Source organism: Neobacillus novalis NBRC 102450 (assembly GCF_001591805.1).
Classification (GTDB): Bacteria; Bacillota; Bacilli; order Bacillales; family Cytobacillaceae; genus Neobacillus; species Neobacillus novalis.
In genome coordinates, this window is sequence record NZ_BCVP01000062.1 from 1 (window position 1) to 15,063 (window position 15,063).

The following is a 15,063-nucleotide window of genomic DNA, read 5'->3' on the forward strand; positions in this document are numbered from 1 at the left end:
TTTCTCGGTTTCGGTCGTCTATACCCTTTATAAGCTACCGAACTTGGACGACTTTCTCGGTTTCGGTAGCTTATACCCTTTATAAGCTACCGAACTTGGGCGACTTTCTCGGTTTCGGTCGCTTTTACCCTTTATAAGCTACCGAACTTGGACGGCTTTCTCGGTTTCGGTCGCCTATACCCCTTATAAGGATTAAGTCCGTATAAACGCAGCGGGGGCAAGCTCCAGACCATTCTCACTCTACTTTATACGGTTCTAAAGTATCGAGGACACTGTTAATAAAGCTATTCCCCGCACCCCAATCGAACCTGAAGATCGCTCCTTGACCAGTGCCGGATGCTGCTGCATGGACTTTTGTCGCCGCTTCAAAGTTATCAATAGTGACCGTCATGGAACCACGATTGTTGGAACGAAAATAGAATTTTTCTAACACCAATACAATGATTTCTCTATCTCCAATCGATCGATGGTAACGATCAATTAATGTCCCTGAAATACTTCCATTTACAATGGCTTGTTCAACCTTATTACTTGCCTCTATAGGAGTTATCGACACGACGATTTCACTAACATCCACTATAATTCCCCCTCAAAATTTACTCGCGTTATGTAGATAGGACTTTGATTACCTGAACATTTTTGGATATTGTTTAATCACCTTTTTGATTAAAGGACTCGTGTCTTCCGGCAATTCTCGTATATCAAAGAATCCAGCATCAATCGATTCTACGCCATCAATTTTAATGGTGCTATTTTTAATATCTTTCGAAAAATAAGCAATTGTAACTGGATAGAATTCATCCCCATTGGCCAGTTTTCTAAAATACTGCTTCCCTGAAAAAACATCTACCAACTGAAGCTGGCCAATTTCGACTCCTGTTTCTTCAAAAACTTCCCTTCTTCCAGCTTCCTCAGCAGACTCACCTAATTCTAACAGGCCCCCAGGAAGCCCCCAGATACCTTCAGGTCGTTTTTGTAATAAAATTTTCCCTTGTGAGTCGATTACCCCCACAACAGCCCCTACTAAAATGAGCGGCCTCGTTCCGATTATTTCTCGTAATTCCTCAATATAGCCCATTTTGTTTCCTCCAAACTTCCTCCAATTATAAGCCTCCCTTTATTTATTCGAAAAATAATCATCAATCCCTTTGTTATTTGTGAATTTTGCTAATTAATAATCCTTAACTTGGTAAATATAAACTTAATTGCATGATTAACAAATTTGTTGACCAACGATTTAGTTAGAAGTATAATGTAAACTTAAGTTTACATAATAAACTAAAGTTTATTAAATGTTACAGCTCTACCAAATAACAATCACAGGAGGCACACTATCTTGAAAAAACGTAAAGTTGGATTGGCGTTATCACTTGTTCTTGCAGCTGGCACATTATTAGGTGCTTGTGGAAAAAGTAATGACACAGCTAAAGACGGAGGCAAAGACAAAAACTTCACTGTAGCTATGGTTACTGATGTCGGTGGTGTTGATGATAAATCATTTAACCAATCGTCATGGGAAGGGCTTGTCAATTTCGGTAAAGAAAATGGATTGGAAAAAGGTAAAGACGGCTATGATTACCTTCCATCCCAATCGGATGCCGATTATACAACAAATCTAAATACTCTTGTCCGCCGAGGGTTTGACTTAGTATACGGTATCGGCTTCTTAATGCCGGATGCCGTTGGGGATGTCGCAAAACAACATAAAGATAGTCACTTTGCGATTGTTGATGAAGAAGTAGACCAGCCAAACGTTGCAAGTATTCTTTTCAAAGAGCAGGAAGCGGGATTCCTTGCGGGGGTAGCAGCTGCACTTGCTACAAAATCTAACCACGTCGGATTTATTGGCGGGATGGATGTTCCTGTTATCCAACGATTTCAAGCTGGTTTTTTAGCAGGTGTTAATGCTGCAAAGCCAGAAGTAAAAGTCGATGTTCAATTTGCAGGTGTGTTTGACAAGGCTGAGTATGGTCAGGCAATCGCTTCTAAAATGTATTCTTCAGGCGTAGACGTCATCTTCCAAGCTGCTGGCGCAACTGGTAACGGTCTCTTCAAAGAAGCAAATGACAGAAAGAAAAAAGACCCAAGCAAAGAAATATGGGCTATTGGTGTAGACCGTGACCAGGCTGACATGGGCGCAGATGTCGTTCTTACATCAGCACTCAAACGCGTTGATGTTGCTGTCCAAGACCTTGCTCAGAAAACGAAAGATGGTAAATTTCCTGGCGGCAAAGTAACCTTATATGGTTTACATGAAGATGGTGTTGGCTTAGCACCAATTAATGCAAAAGCTGCAAACAAAGCCGAAATTGAAGCAACAGTTAAAGAATGGATTGAAAAGATAAAATCAGGTGCCGTCAAAGTACCTGAATCACCAAAAGAAGCAAAAACATTTACTGGAAAATAATGTGCAAAAAGCGAACAGTGCCAGGCACTGTTCGCTTTTTTTATGGTGTCAAAAATATGGTGTCAGGCACCGCCCGTGGACAAATGTCCGCGTGGGGTGGACTCGCTGGTCTCGTTCATTCCACATGTTCATGCAATGTAACTGTTTCAATGTAGTTTACAAATCTTCTTAATTCCCTTGCTTGCTCTCTGTCAATTTTTCCTGCTTCGTACATTTTATGAATTTCTGAACGTTCGATTTCCATTACCTTAAGACGGAGTTCTTCTTTTTGCTCGTCACTTTTTTCATTATAGCGTGCGGTTGGTCTCTTTAATCGACTAATCATTCGTTTATAATCTGAAATCACCGCATATACAATATCTGCCCTTTCATATTCTTTAGCCATTCCTTCTAAATTTTCAAGTGCAGTCTGAAACGACTTTAATTGGATCACCCTTCCTAATTTTAATTTCGCTAACCTTGTTTCTTTATCTTTTTTCCGAAAATGACTCCTAATACGCCTCCATTCCCTTATCACTTTTCCTATCAAATACATCGCACCAGAACGACCATTGTTTGAGAGAGCTTCTTCCCGAAGATCAAGTGATTTCTGAAATATTTCAAAAATCGCTTCATCCATTCCGTTTTTCTCCATAACATTATGGATATACTTTCTTTCTACTTTTAAGGACAATAACCGGATGTCTCTCAATTTTTGTTGATAAACAACGGTCCCTTGTTCCAGCGAATTCTGTTCCGGTTGTATTTGCTGAAACATAATCTTATATTCATCAATTAATTCATAACCAATCGCTTCATTTTCTTCATTCATTTCTAACCTTATTTTCTTTATAGCTGCTAGCAAAATTCTTCTCTTTGCCTCTTTTAAATCGAGATGATTCCCTGTTTCTCCTTCATCAGGTTCACCTTTAACCAACAGTGGCAGAAACACGGTCGCCACAATCAACGTAAAAAGAATGACACCTGCTGCAATAAACAGGATTAAGGAGCGTTCAGGGAATGCCTTTCCACCCGTAACTATGAAAGGAATGGAAAGAACCCCTGCCATTGTAACGGCACCGCGGACACCTGTTAAACTAGTTAACAACGATGTTTTCAAGTTTGGTTCTGCCGCATCTTTTGTTTTACCAGAGAGGTATTCATAATAAGAAAAGACGTACGACCAAACAAAGCGAATTCCCAATATAATCATCCCAATGGCCAGCACATAACCAATGATCAACCAATTTCCATAAGCTGGATTAGCTACCGATTCCATCATGGATGAAGGAATGTTTAATCCTAGTAAAAGGAATACAACTCCGTTCAAAATAAATAAAACAATCGACCAGATGTTTTCCGTAAGTACTTGTTCTTCGGCCAACATGGTTTCCGTTCTTTCTTTTACTAAAGAATGAACAATACCGGCTACGACGACAGCAATAACTCCAGACGCATGCAAGAGTTCTTCTGTAATCATAAAGATGATAAACGGCGTCATAATTTGTAACAACGAATGAAAGGTCACATCATTTATTCCTTGTTTGCGTAAGATAAATCGAATCCAGGTGATAAGTAAACCAAGAATCAGGCCTAATATGGCGCCAGCTAAAAACATATAGGTAAAATTAACAAGTGCTTCCCGTAATGAAAAGTAACCCGTTACTACTGCCGCTACCGCATAGTTAAAGGCAACTAACCCCGAGGCATCATTTATTAGCGATTCCCCTCTTACAAGATTTAATATCTTTTCAGGAATATGAATGCGTTTGGCAATTCCATTCACAGCCACAGGGTCCGTAGGCGATAAAATAGCTGCTAACGCAAATGCCGCCGCAAGCGGCATAGCCGGTATCATCCAATGAATAAAATATCCCCCGCCAATGGTAGTTATGAGTACAAGGATAATCGCGTTACCAAAGATTGATGCTCTCTGCTTCCACAATTCTTCACGAGGAAAATGCCTGCCATCGTTGTATAAAAGCGGGGCCACAAACAGCAGCAAAAACCACTCTGTTTCTATTTCAAGTGATATATTCTTAAATAGAAGGGCAATAATGATTCCAAAAGCAATTTGCGTTAACGCCGTAGGAAGAATTGGGATGTAATGGCTAATAATATTAGAAATTAACAAGCAAACCAACAATAGTAATACCGTTATCAATAAATCCATCTAACTCCTCCCTTCTGTAGCACTATTTTTGTGTTTCTTATATTATTTCATTTATTGTAAAAAAACCTGAAGCAAATTGCTTGCTTCAGGTTTTTTTACTTCATTATTTTCAAACTTCATTAAAAATATTTCCGTAACTTTTCCTTTGTCGCCGCATCTGCAAAGCTTGCTTCCACACTGGTAAGATAAATTTGCTGATAAACCGCTTCACTTATATGGAATTCATTAGCTACGATGGTACATTCCTTTTCCATCGTGGTATCTGATACTGTCCGGTTGTCGGTATTAATGGTAACTTTAATGCCATCCTGATGAAAATGAAAGATTGGATGTTCATTAAATTGGTTGACTGCTTTTGTTTGAACATTACTTGTCGGACACATTTCAAGCACAATCTGTTTTTCCTTCACGATGTTATAAGCATCAGGGCAATCCTTAATAAATACCCCATGCCCTATCCTTTCTGCTTCTAACAGTTCAACAGCCTCAAGGACATTTTTGCCAATTCCTGTTTCCCCTGCGTGGATTGTGACCCGGTAGCCATATTCTCTTGCTAAGGCAATCGGTTCGATGAATTTGCCGCAAAACCCTTCCTCCTCCGATGCACACAAGTCGATTGCCACAACTCCTTTTCCAAGGAATGCTTTTCCTTTTTCTACAACTTCAAAAGCACTTTCAACTGACATAGTTCTCATGCATGACAGAATGATATTTCCTTCTATGTCGAATTGGGCTTTCGCATCCTCCATTCCGTCCAAGACGCTTTGAATGATTTCCTCGACAGTTAACCCTTTGGCCGTGTGAAGTAGCGGAGCAAATCTAACCTCCATATATTTCACATTTTCCTGCGCTGCATCTTCAAAAAGCTCAAAGGTAATCCTTCTCAGGTTCTCCATGGTCTGCATAACCAAATTAGGGATAGCAAATCGTTTTAAATAGTCGTCAAGACATTCGCAATCCAAAGGGGCAACAAGTTCGCTTTGGATTTCTTCCTTTACCATCGCAGGCAGGCTTATGCCTTCCTTTTTTGCTATATCAATGATCGTTTCAGCCCTAAGACTTCCGTCTAAATGGCAGTGGAGTTCTATTTTAGGTAATGTAGAAAAATTCATTGTTGTCGTGTCCTCCTCATCAATTTTTCGATAAAAAAATTCCTGATTACGAAGAAAGTACAAGTACATGTACCTTCTTCGTAATCAGGAATTATTGGTTCCTGGTAGAGACCTCCAAACCATATTTTTGGAGTTATACGAAGTTTTTTATTTTCTTTAAAGGATAATAAAATATATTTTTATTGTCAAGTAAGCAGCTGCCGTTGAAATGACCTATAAAGCTATCCGGTCAGTTCTTCCAATCCCCATTTTCACCATTTTCCATTTTATTATATTCCGCCATAAGTTAAATGAAACGATTTTTTGCACATGGATAAAATAGGGAATTGGTGCCTGACACCTTTTCTCTTAGTCCAATGAAATGCTAACCACTTTATCATAAAATGAAGTGACGGTATATCCTTCAATTTCTATACCAACTGGCACATTGAGTTCCTGATTGTTCTCCCCGGAAAACTCGATATGGTGCTCAGTAGAGTACATTCGTGGATGGTCGAGCTCATTTTGACGTAACAAATAGTCACTTAGTTTATATTTGTCCCCCTTTTTATCGATGAAATATCCATCGGTCCTAATCCCATTTCCGCCATGGCCATCTTTGTCATAAAGATGATAATCAAGCATTTCGTAGGCCCTTTTCGGGTTCAGCTCTTCCGTCATAACAATTTTCGTTGGATTACCGACTTCCATTTGCTCAATCGTTATTTTACTCCCTAAATACTCAAAGGACTGTGGCAATGCTTTTGAACGATCAATCGCAAATTTTGCTGGCTTATTTACTGAAAATGCAGCACTGCCAATGTGAATCTTGATATCTGTTGGTTTTTCATAATAAAGCGATTCAAATGTTTCTTCCGCTGAATTCCAGCCAGCTTCATAACGACCGGTTCCCCCATAACCGCCCAATCCTTGTTGGTCATAAACAAATTTCCCCTTACTTTCGAGACTGGAAAAATTAAAATATTCCATCCTTCTGTTTGGATTTTCATTATGATAACGGTACGATAATACCGTGACGGTTGGGGCAATCGTCAGTTTTTCAAAAATAATTGGGTTCCCATCTATTTCAGTCTCAACGTGAATATTATGGACAATTGATGGATGTTTTTTTACCGGAATATCAAAATGCCACTCTCCCTTAAAAAATTCCCCTTTTCCAGTAGGTACGCTCCGAGATGTATCTCCAGAAGTATTTGTCACAATCTCAAGCTTACTAAGTTCCAATTGAATCGTGCCAGTATTTACGGACATCGGGGCAACACCCAGTCGACCTTTAAAAACATGGTCTTTTCCCGAGTAAAGGCTAAGATGATTCGTGACTGGTGAGTAGGATGGATCATCTACGCTGTTCCAATCTCTTTCCTGATTAGCGATTTTCAGACCATCTGTGTAATTAATCATATACTTATTTTCCTTGTTTCGATCGTCAATTTCATAATAGATGAACGTCTGGATGTCATCGGCAACGACACCCGTGATTGTCACCTTCACCCCATTGCTTTCAGCTGCCAAGTTTAGTTTCTCACCTAAACCATGCTGCACAAAAGTCTGCATTTGTGTATCTTGCTTGTTGCTTAAATCCTTCCACCATTCGATGACACTGGTAAAACCATTGGTAGCAACGGCCGTTCCGACAAATACGGTTAAGAAAAGCGCTGCAACCAACCCAATCATTGCTCGCTGTTTATATGATTTCCATCTGCCTTCCTGGCTTTTAGCAACTTTATTGCGCACATTTCTCATAAAATCCTCGGGAATTTGAATCCTCTCACCTTCAGACTCAAGGGCCGCAACGACTTGCTGTAATTCCCTCATTTCCACTTGGCAGCCAATACATTTATGTAAATGGTCTTCTATTCTTTTTCTGCTTGTTTCATCAAGACTTCCTTCTAAATAATCGATTAATTGTTCTTGACTCTCATGACAATTCATTATTTTCACCCTCCCCGCTTATTTTTCTAAGCATAATCAGGCCCCGATACAATCTAGATTTCACAGTCCCGACCGGCAATGTAAGCATCACGGCAATTTCCTCCTGGGAATAGCCCTTCAGGTATTTTAAAATAATTATTTCCTTATATTTCTCATCAAGCTTATCAAGGTCTGTCAACACTTCCAACCTTGTTTCAAATGGATCACTATCCAACGTTTCTAGCGGACTAGTCATCTCTTTTTGTTTTCTCTTTCGATAAACAGATCGACACTCATTGATAAAGATTGAGGTCACCCATGATTCAAAATATCGATCTTCCTTTAACTGACCGATTTTTTCATGGACTTTAATAATCGCATTATGAAAAACATCCTCGACATCATGATGGTTTTTCAAATACGCCCAGCCGATTTTATAAAACTTTGATTTTCTTGTATCAAACCAATCAATCACTGCCGCCATATCTTTACTCTTTATTTTTTTCAAAATGATAAAATCCGAAATCGATGTGATCACAATGCTCGTCCCTCCTTCCCCAATGCCTCTTTAGCAATTAGAGCATTTATCTATACTTAAAGTTCCACTACAATTAACATTATTTAAACTTTAGCCAGAAATTTAGGAAAAAAAAGTTTGGAAAAATTTATCCAAGCTGACTTTTCACCATTTATGATATTAAAGGCTGTCTTTGTATACATTATAGTTATAAAAATACCTTGGTAAGTTCCTTTTTATTGTTTAAGCATTTAAACAGCGCTATAATTTTTATTTAGGAATGCGAAATAAATAAGAAAGTGAGATTTATATGAAGTCCTCAAAAAAATTGGCATTATATATTTTAATGTTTAATATGTTCATCACCTTTAGTGCAGTTGGACTCATTGTCCCCGTGATGCCAGCCTATTTGAAAACCTTTGGTGCAGCAGGGCAGGTATTAGGCTTTATTATTGCGGTGATTGCCTTTGCCCAGTTTATTTTCTCACCGGTTGCTGGAAATTTATCCGATCGCCATGGCCGTAAAAATTTAATCATTTTCGGCCTTTTCGTGAACGGCCTTTCCCAAATCTGCTTCGGACTGTCTACAGAACTATGGATGCTTTTTGTTTGCAGATTCTTTACTGGTGTCGGTTCAGCCTTTATCGTGCCTCCAGTTATGGCCTATACGGCAGATCTTACAACAAATAAAGAACGTGGGAAAGCGATGGGCTGGATCGGTGCGGCGATTTCATTAGGCTTTATGATTGGGCCTGGGATCGGTGGCTTTCTATCCAATGTCAGTCTGCACTTTCCGTTCTATTTTGGAGGCTCCGCAACCATCATTGCTGGAATTCTATCTATCATAATCCTTCCATCCGTCAAACCTGTTATGAAAAAGCAGGTTAAGGGAGAAAATTTATTCCAACAAATGGCCCGCTCCTTCAAAACAAGCTACTTTGTTTTATTAATCGTTGTGTTTGTATTCTCCTTCGGAATAGCTAACTTCCAATCAACTTTAACGATGTTTTTAACGTATAAATTTCATTACACCCCAAATGACCTTGCCATAGTCATGACCGTTGGCGGCTTTGTAGGAGTCATCGTTCAAGCCTTTGTACTAAATAAGCTTTTTACTGTGTTTGGTGAAATGAAAATCATTCTATTTGGTTTACTTGTTGCAGCGATTAGTCTATACGGCATGTTATACGTCAGCGGCTTTTTCATCATTCTATTGGTCGCCACCATATTCTCGATTGCTACTACTTTAATACGTCCTGCCGTTAATACCTTAATTTCAAAAACAGCCGGAGATGAACAAGGTTATGCAGCCGGTATGAATAATTCTTACATGAGTTTAGGCAACATGATTGGACCAGCATTAGCAGGGACGCTTTTTGACTGGCATATGAGTCTTCCTTTTACGGTTGGCGCTATTATATTGCTTGGCTGCTTCATTCTCACCTTTGTTTGGACAAGGAAGGAAAGGAAGCATAGGGACGGTACTTTAGGAACTTAAGTGCAAGAATCAGGAGATTTCCGTCATTTCAAACTTCAGTTTATAAACTTGAGTTTTAGCTAAAATTAGCGTACTCTTAAAAAAAATCAGATAATAGATATGAGGTGTAAGTTTGAAACAAGAAATTACCTTTATTCAAAGAAAAGAGTTAAAGGAAAAGCCGGAAATGGCTTCACTTGGTTTTGGGAAGTATTACAGCGATTACATGTTTGTAATGGATTATCATGTCGAAAACGGTTGGTATGATCCGCGGATTATTCCTTATGCCCCATTAACGCTTGACCCGGCCGCAATGGTTTTTCACTATGGACAAGCCATTTTTGAAGGGTTAAAGGCCTATAAGGCAGCGGATGGGACGATTCAACTCTTCCGTCCTGAAAAAAACATGAAGCGACTAAATGATTCATGCGACAGACTGTGTATTCCTCAAATTGATGAGACTTTCTTATTACGTGCAATTAAACAATTAATTTTTACGGAAAAAGATTGGATTCCCGACGGTGAAGGGACATCCCTTTACATTCGCCCATTTATTTTCTCGACGGAACCCTATCTTGGCGTTCGTCCTGCAAACCAATATAAACTCCTTGTCATCCTTTCGCCTTCAGGAGCCTATTATGGCGATCAATTAAGCCCTGTTAAAATTTATGTAGAAGAGCAATATGTTCGGGCTGTTATCGGCGGTGTTGGCCATGTGAAGACCTCCGGCAATTATGCCGCCAGCATGAAGGCACAAGAAAAGGCCGAGGCAAATGGGTTCGCCCAAATTCTCTGGCTTGATGCAAAAGAGAATAAGTATGTGGAAGAAGTCGGCAGTATGAATATTTTCTTCAAGATTAATGGCGAAGTGGTAACACCAAAATTGAATGGCAGTATTTTACCTGGTGTTACACGTGATTCAGTTATTGAATTATTAAAATATTGGAATATACCTGTTCACGAAGCGAAAATTTCAATAGAAGAGATTTTTGCCGCACATGAGCGCGGTGAACTTGAGGAAGTCTTCGGCGCAGGAACAGCTGCCGTTATTTCACCCGTTGGCGAATTACATTGGAATGAACGCTCAATCACAATTAATGATAATAAAATTGGCCAGCTGTCACAGCGTATCTATGAAGAAATAACTGGAATACAGCTTGGAAAAAAAGGGGACCCATTTAACTGGACAGTTAAAGTCGCCCCGGTTGAGGTTTAAAAATAGGGTATTTGCGTTAAGGTTTGAAATCTAACCACTAGATTATGTTGAAATAGAATGCTAAACTCCCTTCAAAAATTTTGAACGGGGTTTAGCATTTTTTCATAAAATTGCCCCATGATAGATTAAATCATCATCTATTCCGGAATATTAATCTCCAGCTTCCCTTCATGATTAGTTATTTCAATCACCTTGTCAGCAAACAAATAAGGCGTATCAAATCGATCCTGCTTTTTAATATCCAGATAACTATTATTGGCGGTCAGGACAGGAAAGACAGCATTAGTCTTCTTGAAGACATTTTGATACACCTCTATTTCTGCCATCAAGATAATCTGCTTATTAGAAATGGCAAAAAAGAGTTTCCCAATCTCCCTGCCATCTTCGGTGATGCTGACCTGCTGCAGAATGGAAATCAGGCAGGAAACAAAATCATTCATTTTCTCGTTCGTTAAACCATTTAACTGCCATTCCTCTAAAGCCTTATTAATGCCATTTTTCAATTCTTTGAAGGAAAATACATCTTCAATCCTAAGAGCTGCATTCGTTTTCCCCAGGCTCTCAAATTTTTTTCTCGTTTCAAATAGGTAGTCCTTGATAAAACCTTTATACTCCTCCCGCTGCACAACAAAATCTGTTAGCTCATTGATACAGCGAACCTCTTTGCTCCGATTTCGGATTAATTGTAAAAAAGCATAGATATCCTTCTCATCAAAGGTATTTTCATTCAACTTACCATAGTAATAATTCAGTAACGATTTCTCTTTTGTATCCATTGGTCTGCTCCTAGATGTCATATTCTTATCTACCCTATTATACAGGCTGATAGTGAGACTTATATACAAAATTCCTTGGAGAACTTACCCCACAGTTTCCTCCAATTATTCACAATACTTTGCAACAACCTAATAAGGCGAACTGTGCCAGACACTGTTCGCATTTTGATTTCCATTTATAGGAGTTTTTTTGAACCTTAATGAAGTCTTTACACTCTTTTTACACTAGGTTAAGAAAGGCTCCTCATTTCTCTAATATAATAGTTATAACTTACAATTGGAGGGGTTTGATGAAGATTACCGTTGCTGGAGCAGGATATGTAGGATTGGTTACTAGTGCTTGTTTAGCTGAATTAGGACATCAAGTCACTTGTATAGACATACAAAGAGAGAAAATTGACATGCTTCAAAATGGTCGATCTCCCATTTATGAGCCTGGGCTTGAGTCTCTTTTAGTCAAAAATCTTCGGAACGGAAAACTGGATTTTACAGTTGATGCTCATCACGCCTATTCCAATGTGGATATCATTTTTATTGCCGTCGGGACACCCGAAATTCACGGCGGATCAGTAGATCTAAAATACATCCATGTGGTTTCCCATACAATTGCTCACTATATCGAAAATGATGTGATTGTTTGTACAAAAAGCACGGTACCAATAGGAACAAATGACTTAATTAAACAAATTATCCACAGTCGAAAGCCACCTAAGCTTCATGCAGAAGTGGTCGCCAATCCCGAGTTTCTTCGGGAAGGCTCTGCAGTTTTTGATTTCTTCCATGGAGATCGAATCGTAATTGGCACCGATAATCCTAAAGCTGTATCGATAATGGAACAACTTTATCTGCCATTAAAAATTCCGATAATAACCACGGATATCAAAAGTGCGGAAATGATTAAATACGCTTCAAACGCCTTTCTAGCGACGAAAATTAGCTTTATTAATGAAATTGCAAATCTATGCGAAAAAGTGGGCGCCAATATAGAAGAAGTAGCTTTTGGGATTGGTCATGATAAACGGATTGGTCATGATTTTCTTAAAGCCGGGATCGGATTTGGCGGTTCTTGTTTTCCCAAAGATACAAAAGCACTTGTTGAGCTTTCTGGAAGTGTTGAACACCGTTTCGAATTGTTGGAAGCTGTCATGAAAGTCAATAACCGTCAACAATCTGTGCCCGTTTTGAAGGCAAAAGAAACAATTGGCTCGTTACAAGATAAAAAAGTAACTTTGCTCGGTTTAGCATTTAAACCAGATACAGATGACGTTCGGGAATCGGCCTCTTTAAGGATTATTAATGAGCTACTCGAGGAAGGGGCAGTTGTCAGAGCTTATGATCCGATTGCTATCCCAAATGCTAAGCGAATATTAGGAAATACAATTGAATACTCATCCGACATTCGAGTTGCACTTCACGAAGCAGAACTGGCGATTATCGCAACAGATTGGGAGCAAATCAAACATGTCCCACTGGAGGTATATTGTACCCATATGAAAGACTCAATTGTTATTGATGGGCGAAACTGTTATTCACTCCAGGAGATTCAAAAGTATCCAATTACCTATTTCTCAATAGGCAGGCCTTACGTTTTTAAAGATAGACCAAATGATTCAGTAGTAAAGGAGAGCGGAGAATGATTAGAATGCTCCATGTATTTTACAGCTTAGAATGCCAGCTATTTCAGAAGGTAAATCGCCATTTTGATAGAAAGCTTTTAAATCTCTTTTTCCGCTCGGTCACACACTTAGGCGGAGCAGACATTACCATTGCTGCCACTTTTCTTCTCATTATTTTATCATCAGGGGAGGCTAGATTGACTGCTTTCGCCAGCGCACTCGCCTTATCAGCAGGTCATATACCGGTCCATATTGTAAAGCAGCTGTTTCCCCGAAAACGGCCTTATTTGTTGATAGAAAAAACAAAGACTCATAAGAATCCATTACAAGATCATTCATTTCCTTCGGGACATACAACGGCGATTTTTTCCGTTTTGACCCCATATCTCTTATTTATTCCACAGCTTTCTTTTGTGCTAATTCCACTAGGGATTTGCGTAGGTATATCTCGAATGTACTTAGGTCTTCACTATCCTTCAGATGTCATTGCTGGAGGAATCCTTGGTACGGTTACTGGGAGTTTATGCTTTTGTTTATTATGTAATTAGTAGATTCAGTGAGGAGGGATTGTATGAAGATTGCCATTTTCACAGATACCTTTTATCCAGACATCAACGGAGTGGCCCGAACACTTAAACAATTGACCAATTATTTTGATGAGCAAAAGATTGCCTATAAAATCTTTGCACCAGATTCTTATTCGAATGAGTATATTTCTAGCCATATTCATCGTTTTAAAAGTCTCCCCTTTTTCATATACCCGGAATGTCGTTTGGCTTTTCCAAATCTTCTCGATATCAAGTCAGAATTACAAGATTTTTCTCCGGATTTAATCCATGTAGCCACCCCATTTACCATTGGCCTTTGCGGTATTTATTTTGCCAAAAAGTTAAACATTCCTCTCGTTGGGTCGTATCATACTAATTTTGATCATTATTTACAATTCTATGACCTTCCATTTCTTTCGAAAATCGTTTGGAAATACATGCATTGGTTTCATCGTCCGTGTAAAAAACTATTCGTTCCCTCCATCGAGACCTTTCAACAGCTAACACAGCATGGATTTACAAATCTTGAGATTTGGCCTAGAGGAGTAGATTGTCAGCTTTTTCACCCTAATTATGATCAAGAGGCTGTCCAGAGACTTTATTGCGCTCAAAGAAATTTCCTATTGACTTATGTCGGCAGGCTAGCTCCGGAAAAAGATATAGAAACACTCCTTGCAGTCGCAAAATCGATGCCTGGAGAACTAAATGAAAAAATACAGTGGTTAATTATTGGGGATGGCCCGTTACGAGACAAGTTGGAAGCCCAAGCTCCAGAAAACATAACATTTACTGGTTACTTAAATGGAAAATGCTTAGCCGAAATCTATTCCGCATCGGACCTTTTTGTTTTTCCCTCTCCAACTGAAACGTTTGGAAATGTTGCTCTTGAAGCCCTTGCCAGTGGAACTCCCGTAATTGGAGCGAATTCTGGCGGGGTAAAGAATATTATTAAATCGGGAGTAACGGGCCTTTTATGCCCCCCTGGTAATGTGCAGGAATTTACAGCAGCCATTATTCAACTCTTAAACAATCTTCCACTAAGAAAGCAAATGGCAATAGCCGGAAGGATTTATGCACTTACACAAAGATGGGATCGAATTTTCGAAAATCTAATTTGGCAATACACTGAGGTTATAGAGGAACAAAAAGAACAGAAATATGCTTGAGAAAAGTTAACAGGATTAAAAAAATGTAAGTTTTTAAATTGAATTTTAGCTGAACATGACCTAGTCTAATTAGAAAATGGAAATGATGTGTCATCATGCAACATGAAATTGCTTTTATTCAAGGCTCTGTTATTATTCATTGTTGATTTTCGTGTAGTATGAAAA

13 protein-coding genes and 1 riboswitch are annotated in these 15,063 nt (G+C 39.0%); of the genes, 6 read left to right on the top strand and 7 right to left on the bottom strand.

Features of this window, described 5'->3' with window-relative positions:
- Window positions 1–235: 235 nt before the first annotated feature.
- On the bottom strand, window positions 236–577 hold the full coding sequence (locus tag BANVL01_RS25540) for a DUF6054 family protein (RefSeq protein WP_066148165.1): 342 nt from the start codon (window positions 575–577) through the stop codon (window positions 236–238).
- A gap of 48 nt (window positions 578–625) precedes the next feature.
- Window positions 626–1,078: an NUDIX hydrolase gene (locus tag BANVL01_RS25545; RefSeq protein WP_066082725.1), complete on the bottom strand. Its 453-nt coding sequence runs from the start codon at window positions 1,076–1,078 to the stop codon at window positions 626–628.
- Between the two features lie 258 nt (window positions 1,079–1,336).
- Between BANVL01_RS25545 and BANVL01_RS25550 the strand changes: the two genes are divergently transcribed.
- Window positions 1,337–2,407 carry a BMP family lipoprotein gene (locus tag BANVL01_RS25550; RefSeq protein WP_066082723.1) on the top strand — a complete coding sequence of 357 codons (1,071 nt, stop codon included), beginning with the start codon at window positions 1,337–1,339 and terminating at the stop codon, window positions 2,405–2,407.
- Window positions 2,408–2,522: 115 nt separating this feature from the next.
- On the opposite strand, the gene BANVL01_RS25555 is transcribed toward BANVL01_RS25550, so the two are convergent.
- The 4 genes from BANVL01_RS25555 to BANVL01_RS25570 all read right to left on the bottom strand — a co-directional run bounded on the left by BANVL01_RS25555 (window position 2,523) and on the right by BANVL01_RS25570 (window position 8,120).
- Window positions 2,523–4,559, bottom strand: a complete 2,037-nt coding sequence (locus tag BANVL01_RS25555) for a Na+/H+ antiporter (RefSeq protein ID WP_066082721.1) — start codon at window positions 4,557–4,559, stop codon at window positions 2,523–2,525.
- 119 nt (window positions 4,560–4,678) lie between these two features.
- The gene (gene add, locus BANVL01_RS25560) at window positions 4,679–5,671 is read right to left on the bottom strand and encodes an adenosine deaminase (protein ID WP_066096051.1); all 993 of its coding nucleotides are present in this window, start codon (window positions 5,669–5,671) and stop codon (window positions 4,679–4,681) included.
- A gap of 61 nt (window positions 5,672–5,732) precedes the next feature.
- Window positions 5,733–5,832, bottom strand: a riboswitch (purine riboswitch).
- 187 nt (window positions 5,833–6,019) lie between these two features.
- Entirely contained in the window at window positions 6,020–7,603 is a 1,584-nt protein-coding gene (locus BANVL01_RS25565; protein WP_066082718.1) for a DUF4179 domain-containing protein, read from the bottom strand.
- Window positions 7,590–8,120: an RNA polymerase sigma factor gene (locus BANVL01_RS25570; protein WP_066082716.1), complete on the bottom strand. Its 531-nt coding sequence runs from the start codon at window positions 8,118–8,120 to the stop codon at window positions 7,590–7,592. The genes BANVL01_RS25565 and BANVL01_RS25570 overlap by 14 nt, the downstream gene beginning before the upstream one ends.
- Window positions 8,121–8,409: 289 nt before the next feature.
- Here BANVL01_RS25570 and BANVL01_RS25575 point away from each other — a divergent pair, with 289 nt between their 5' ends.
- The gene (locus BANVL01_RS25575; protein WP_066082715.1) at window positions 8,410–9,597 is read left to right on the top strand and encodes an MFS transporter; all 1,188 of its coding nucleotides are present in this window, start codon (window positions 8,410–8,412) and stop codon (window positions 9,595–9,597) included.
- Between the two features lie 112 nt (window positions 9,598–9,709).
- Window positions 9,710–10,792, top strand: a complete 1,083-nt coding sequence (locus tag BANVL01_RS25580; RefSeq protein WP_156482419.1) for a branched-chain amino acid aminotransferase — start codon at window positions 9,710–9,712, stop codon at window positions 10,790–10,792.
- A gap of 137 nt (window positions 10,793–10,929) precedes the next feature.
- Here BANVL01_RS25580 and BANVL01_RS25585 read toward each other — a convergent pair whose 3' ends face one another.
- Window positions 10,930–11,568, bottom strand: a complete 639-nt coding sequence (locus BANVL01_RS25585; RefSeq protein ID WP_066082713.1) for a hypothetical protein — start codon at window positions 11,566–11,568, stop codon at window positions 10,930–10,932.
- Window positions 11,569–11,858: 290 nt separating this feature from the next.
- On the opposite strand from BANVL01_RS25585, the gene BANVL01_RS25590 reads away from it, so the two are divergent.
- Genes BANVL01_RS25590 through BANVL01_RS25600 form a run of 3 tightly spaced genes read left to right on the top strand, consistent with a single transcriptional unit; the run spans window position 11,859 to window position 14,898 of the window.
- Window positions 11,859–13,205 carry a UDP-glucose dehydrogenase family protein gene (locus BANVL01_RS25590; RefSeq protein ID WP_066082711.1) on the top strand — a complete coding sequence of 449 codons (1,347 nt, stop codon included), beginning with the start codon at window positions 11,859–11,861 and terminating at the stop codon, window positions 13,203–13,205.
- 5 nt (window positions 13,206–13,210) lie between these two features.
- A complete protein-coding gene (locus tag BANVL01_RS25595) occupies window positions 13,211–13,732 on the top strand; it encodes a phosphatase PAP2 family protein (RefSeq protein ID WP_066096046.1) in 522 nt (173 codons plus the stop codon).
- 23 nt (window positions 13,733–13,755) lie between these two features.
- Window positions 13,756–14,898 carry a glycosyltransferase family 4 protein gene (locus BANVL01_RS25600; RefSeq protein ID WP_066082710.1) on the top strand — a complete coding sequence of 381 codons (1,143 nt, stop codon included), beginning with the start codon at window positions 13,756–13,758 and terminating at the stop codon, window positions 14,896–14,898.
- The last annotated feature ends 165 nt before the right edge of the window (window positions 14,899–15,063 follow it).

Bases quoted from the DNA above. Each gene is read 5' to 3' on its own strand.
- BANVL01_RS25545 (WP_066082725.1), bottom strand. From the start codon at position 1,078: ATGGGCTATATTGAGGAATTACGAGAAATAATCGGAACGAGGCCGCTC.
- BANVL01_RS25555 (WP_066082721.1), bottom strand. From the start codon at position 4,559: ATGGATTTATTGATAACGGTATTACTATTGTTGGTTTGCTTGTTAATT.
- add (WP_066096051.1), bottom strand. From the start codon at position 5,671: ATGAATTTTTCTACATTACCTAAAATAGAACTCCACTGCCATTTAGAC.
- BANVL01_RS25565 (WP_066082718.1), bottom strand. From the start codon at position 7,603: ATGAATTGTCATGAGAGTCAAGAACAATTAATCGATTATTTAGAAGGA.
- BANVL01_RS25575 (WP_066082715.1), top strand. From the start codon at position 8,410: ATGAAGTCCTCAAAAAAATTGGCATTATATATTTTAATGTTTAATATG.
- BANVL01_RS25585 (WP_066082713.1), bottom strand. From the start codon at position 11,568: ATGGATACAAAAGAGAAATCGTTACTGAATTATTACTATGGTAAGTTG.
- BANVL01_RS25590 (WP_066082711.1), top strand. From the start codon at position 11,859: ATGAAGATTACCGTTGCTGGAGCAGGATATGTAGGATTGGTTACTAGT.
- BANVL01_RS25595 (WP_066096046.1), top strand. From the start codon at position 13,211: ATGCTCCATGTATTTTACAGCTTAGAATGCCAGCTATTTCAGAAGGTA.
- BANVL01_RS25600 (WP_066082710.1), top strand. From the start codon at position 13,756: ATGAAGATTGCCATTTTCACAGATACCTTTTATCCAGACATCAACGGA.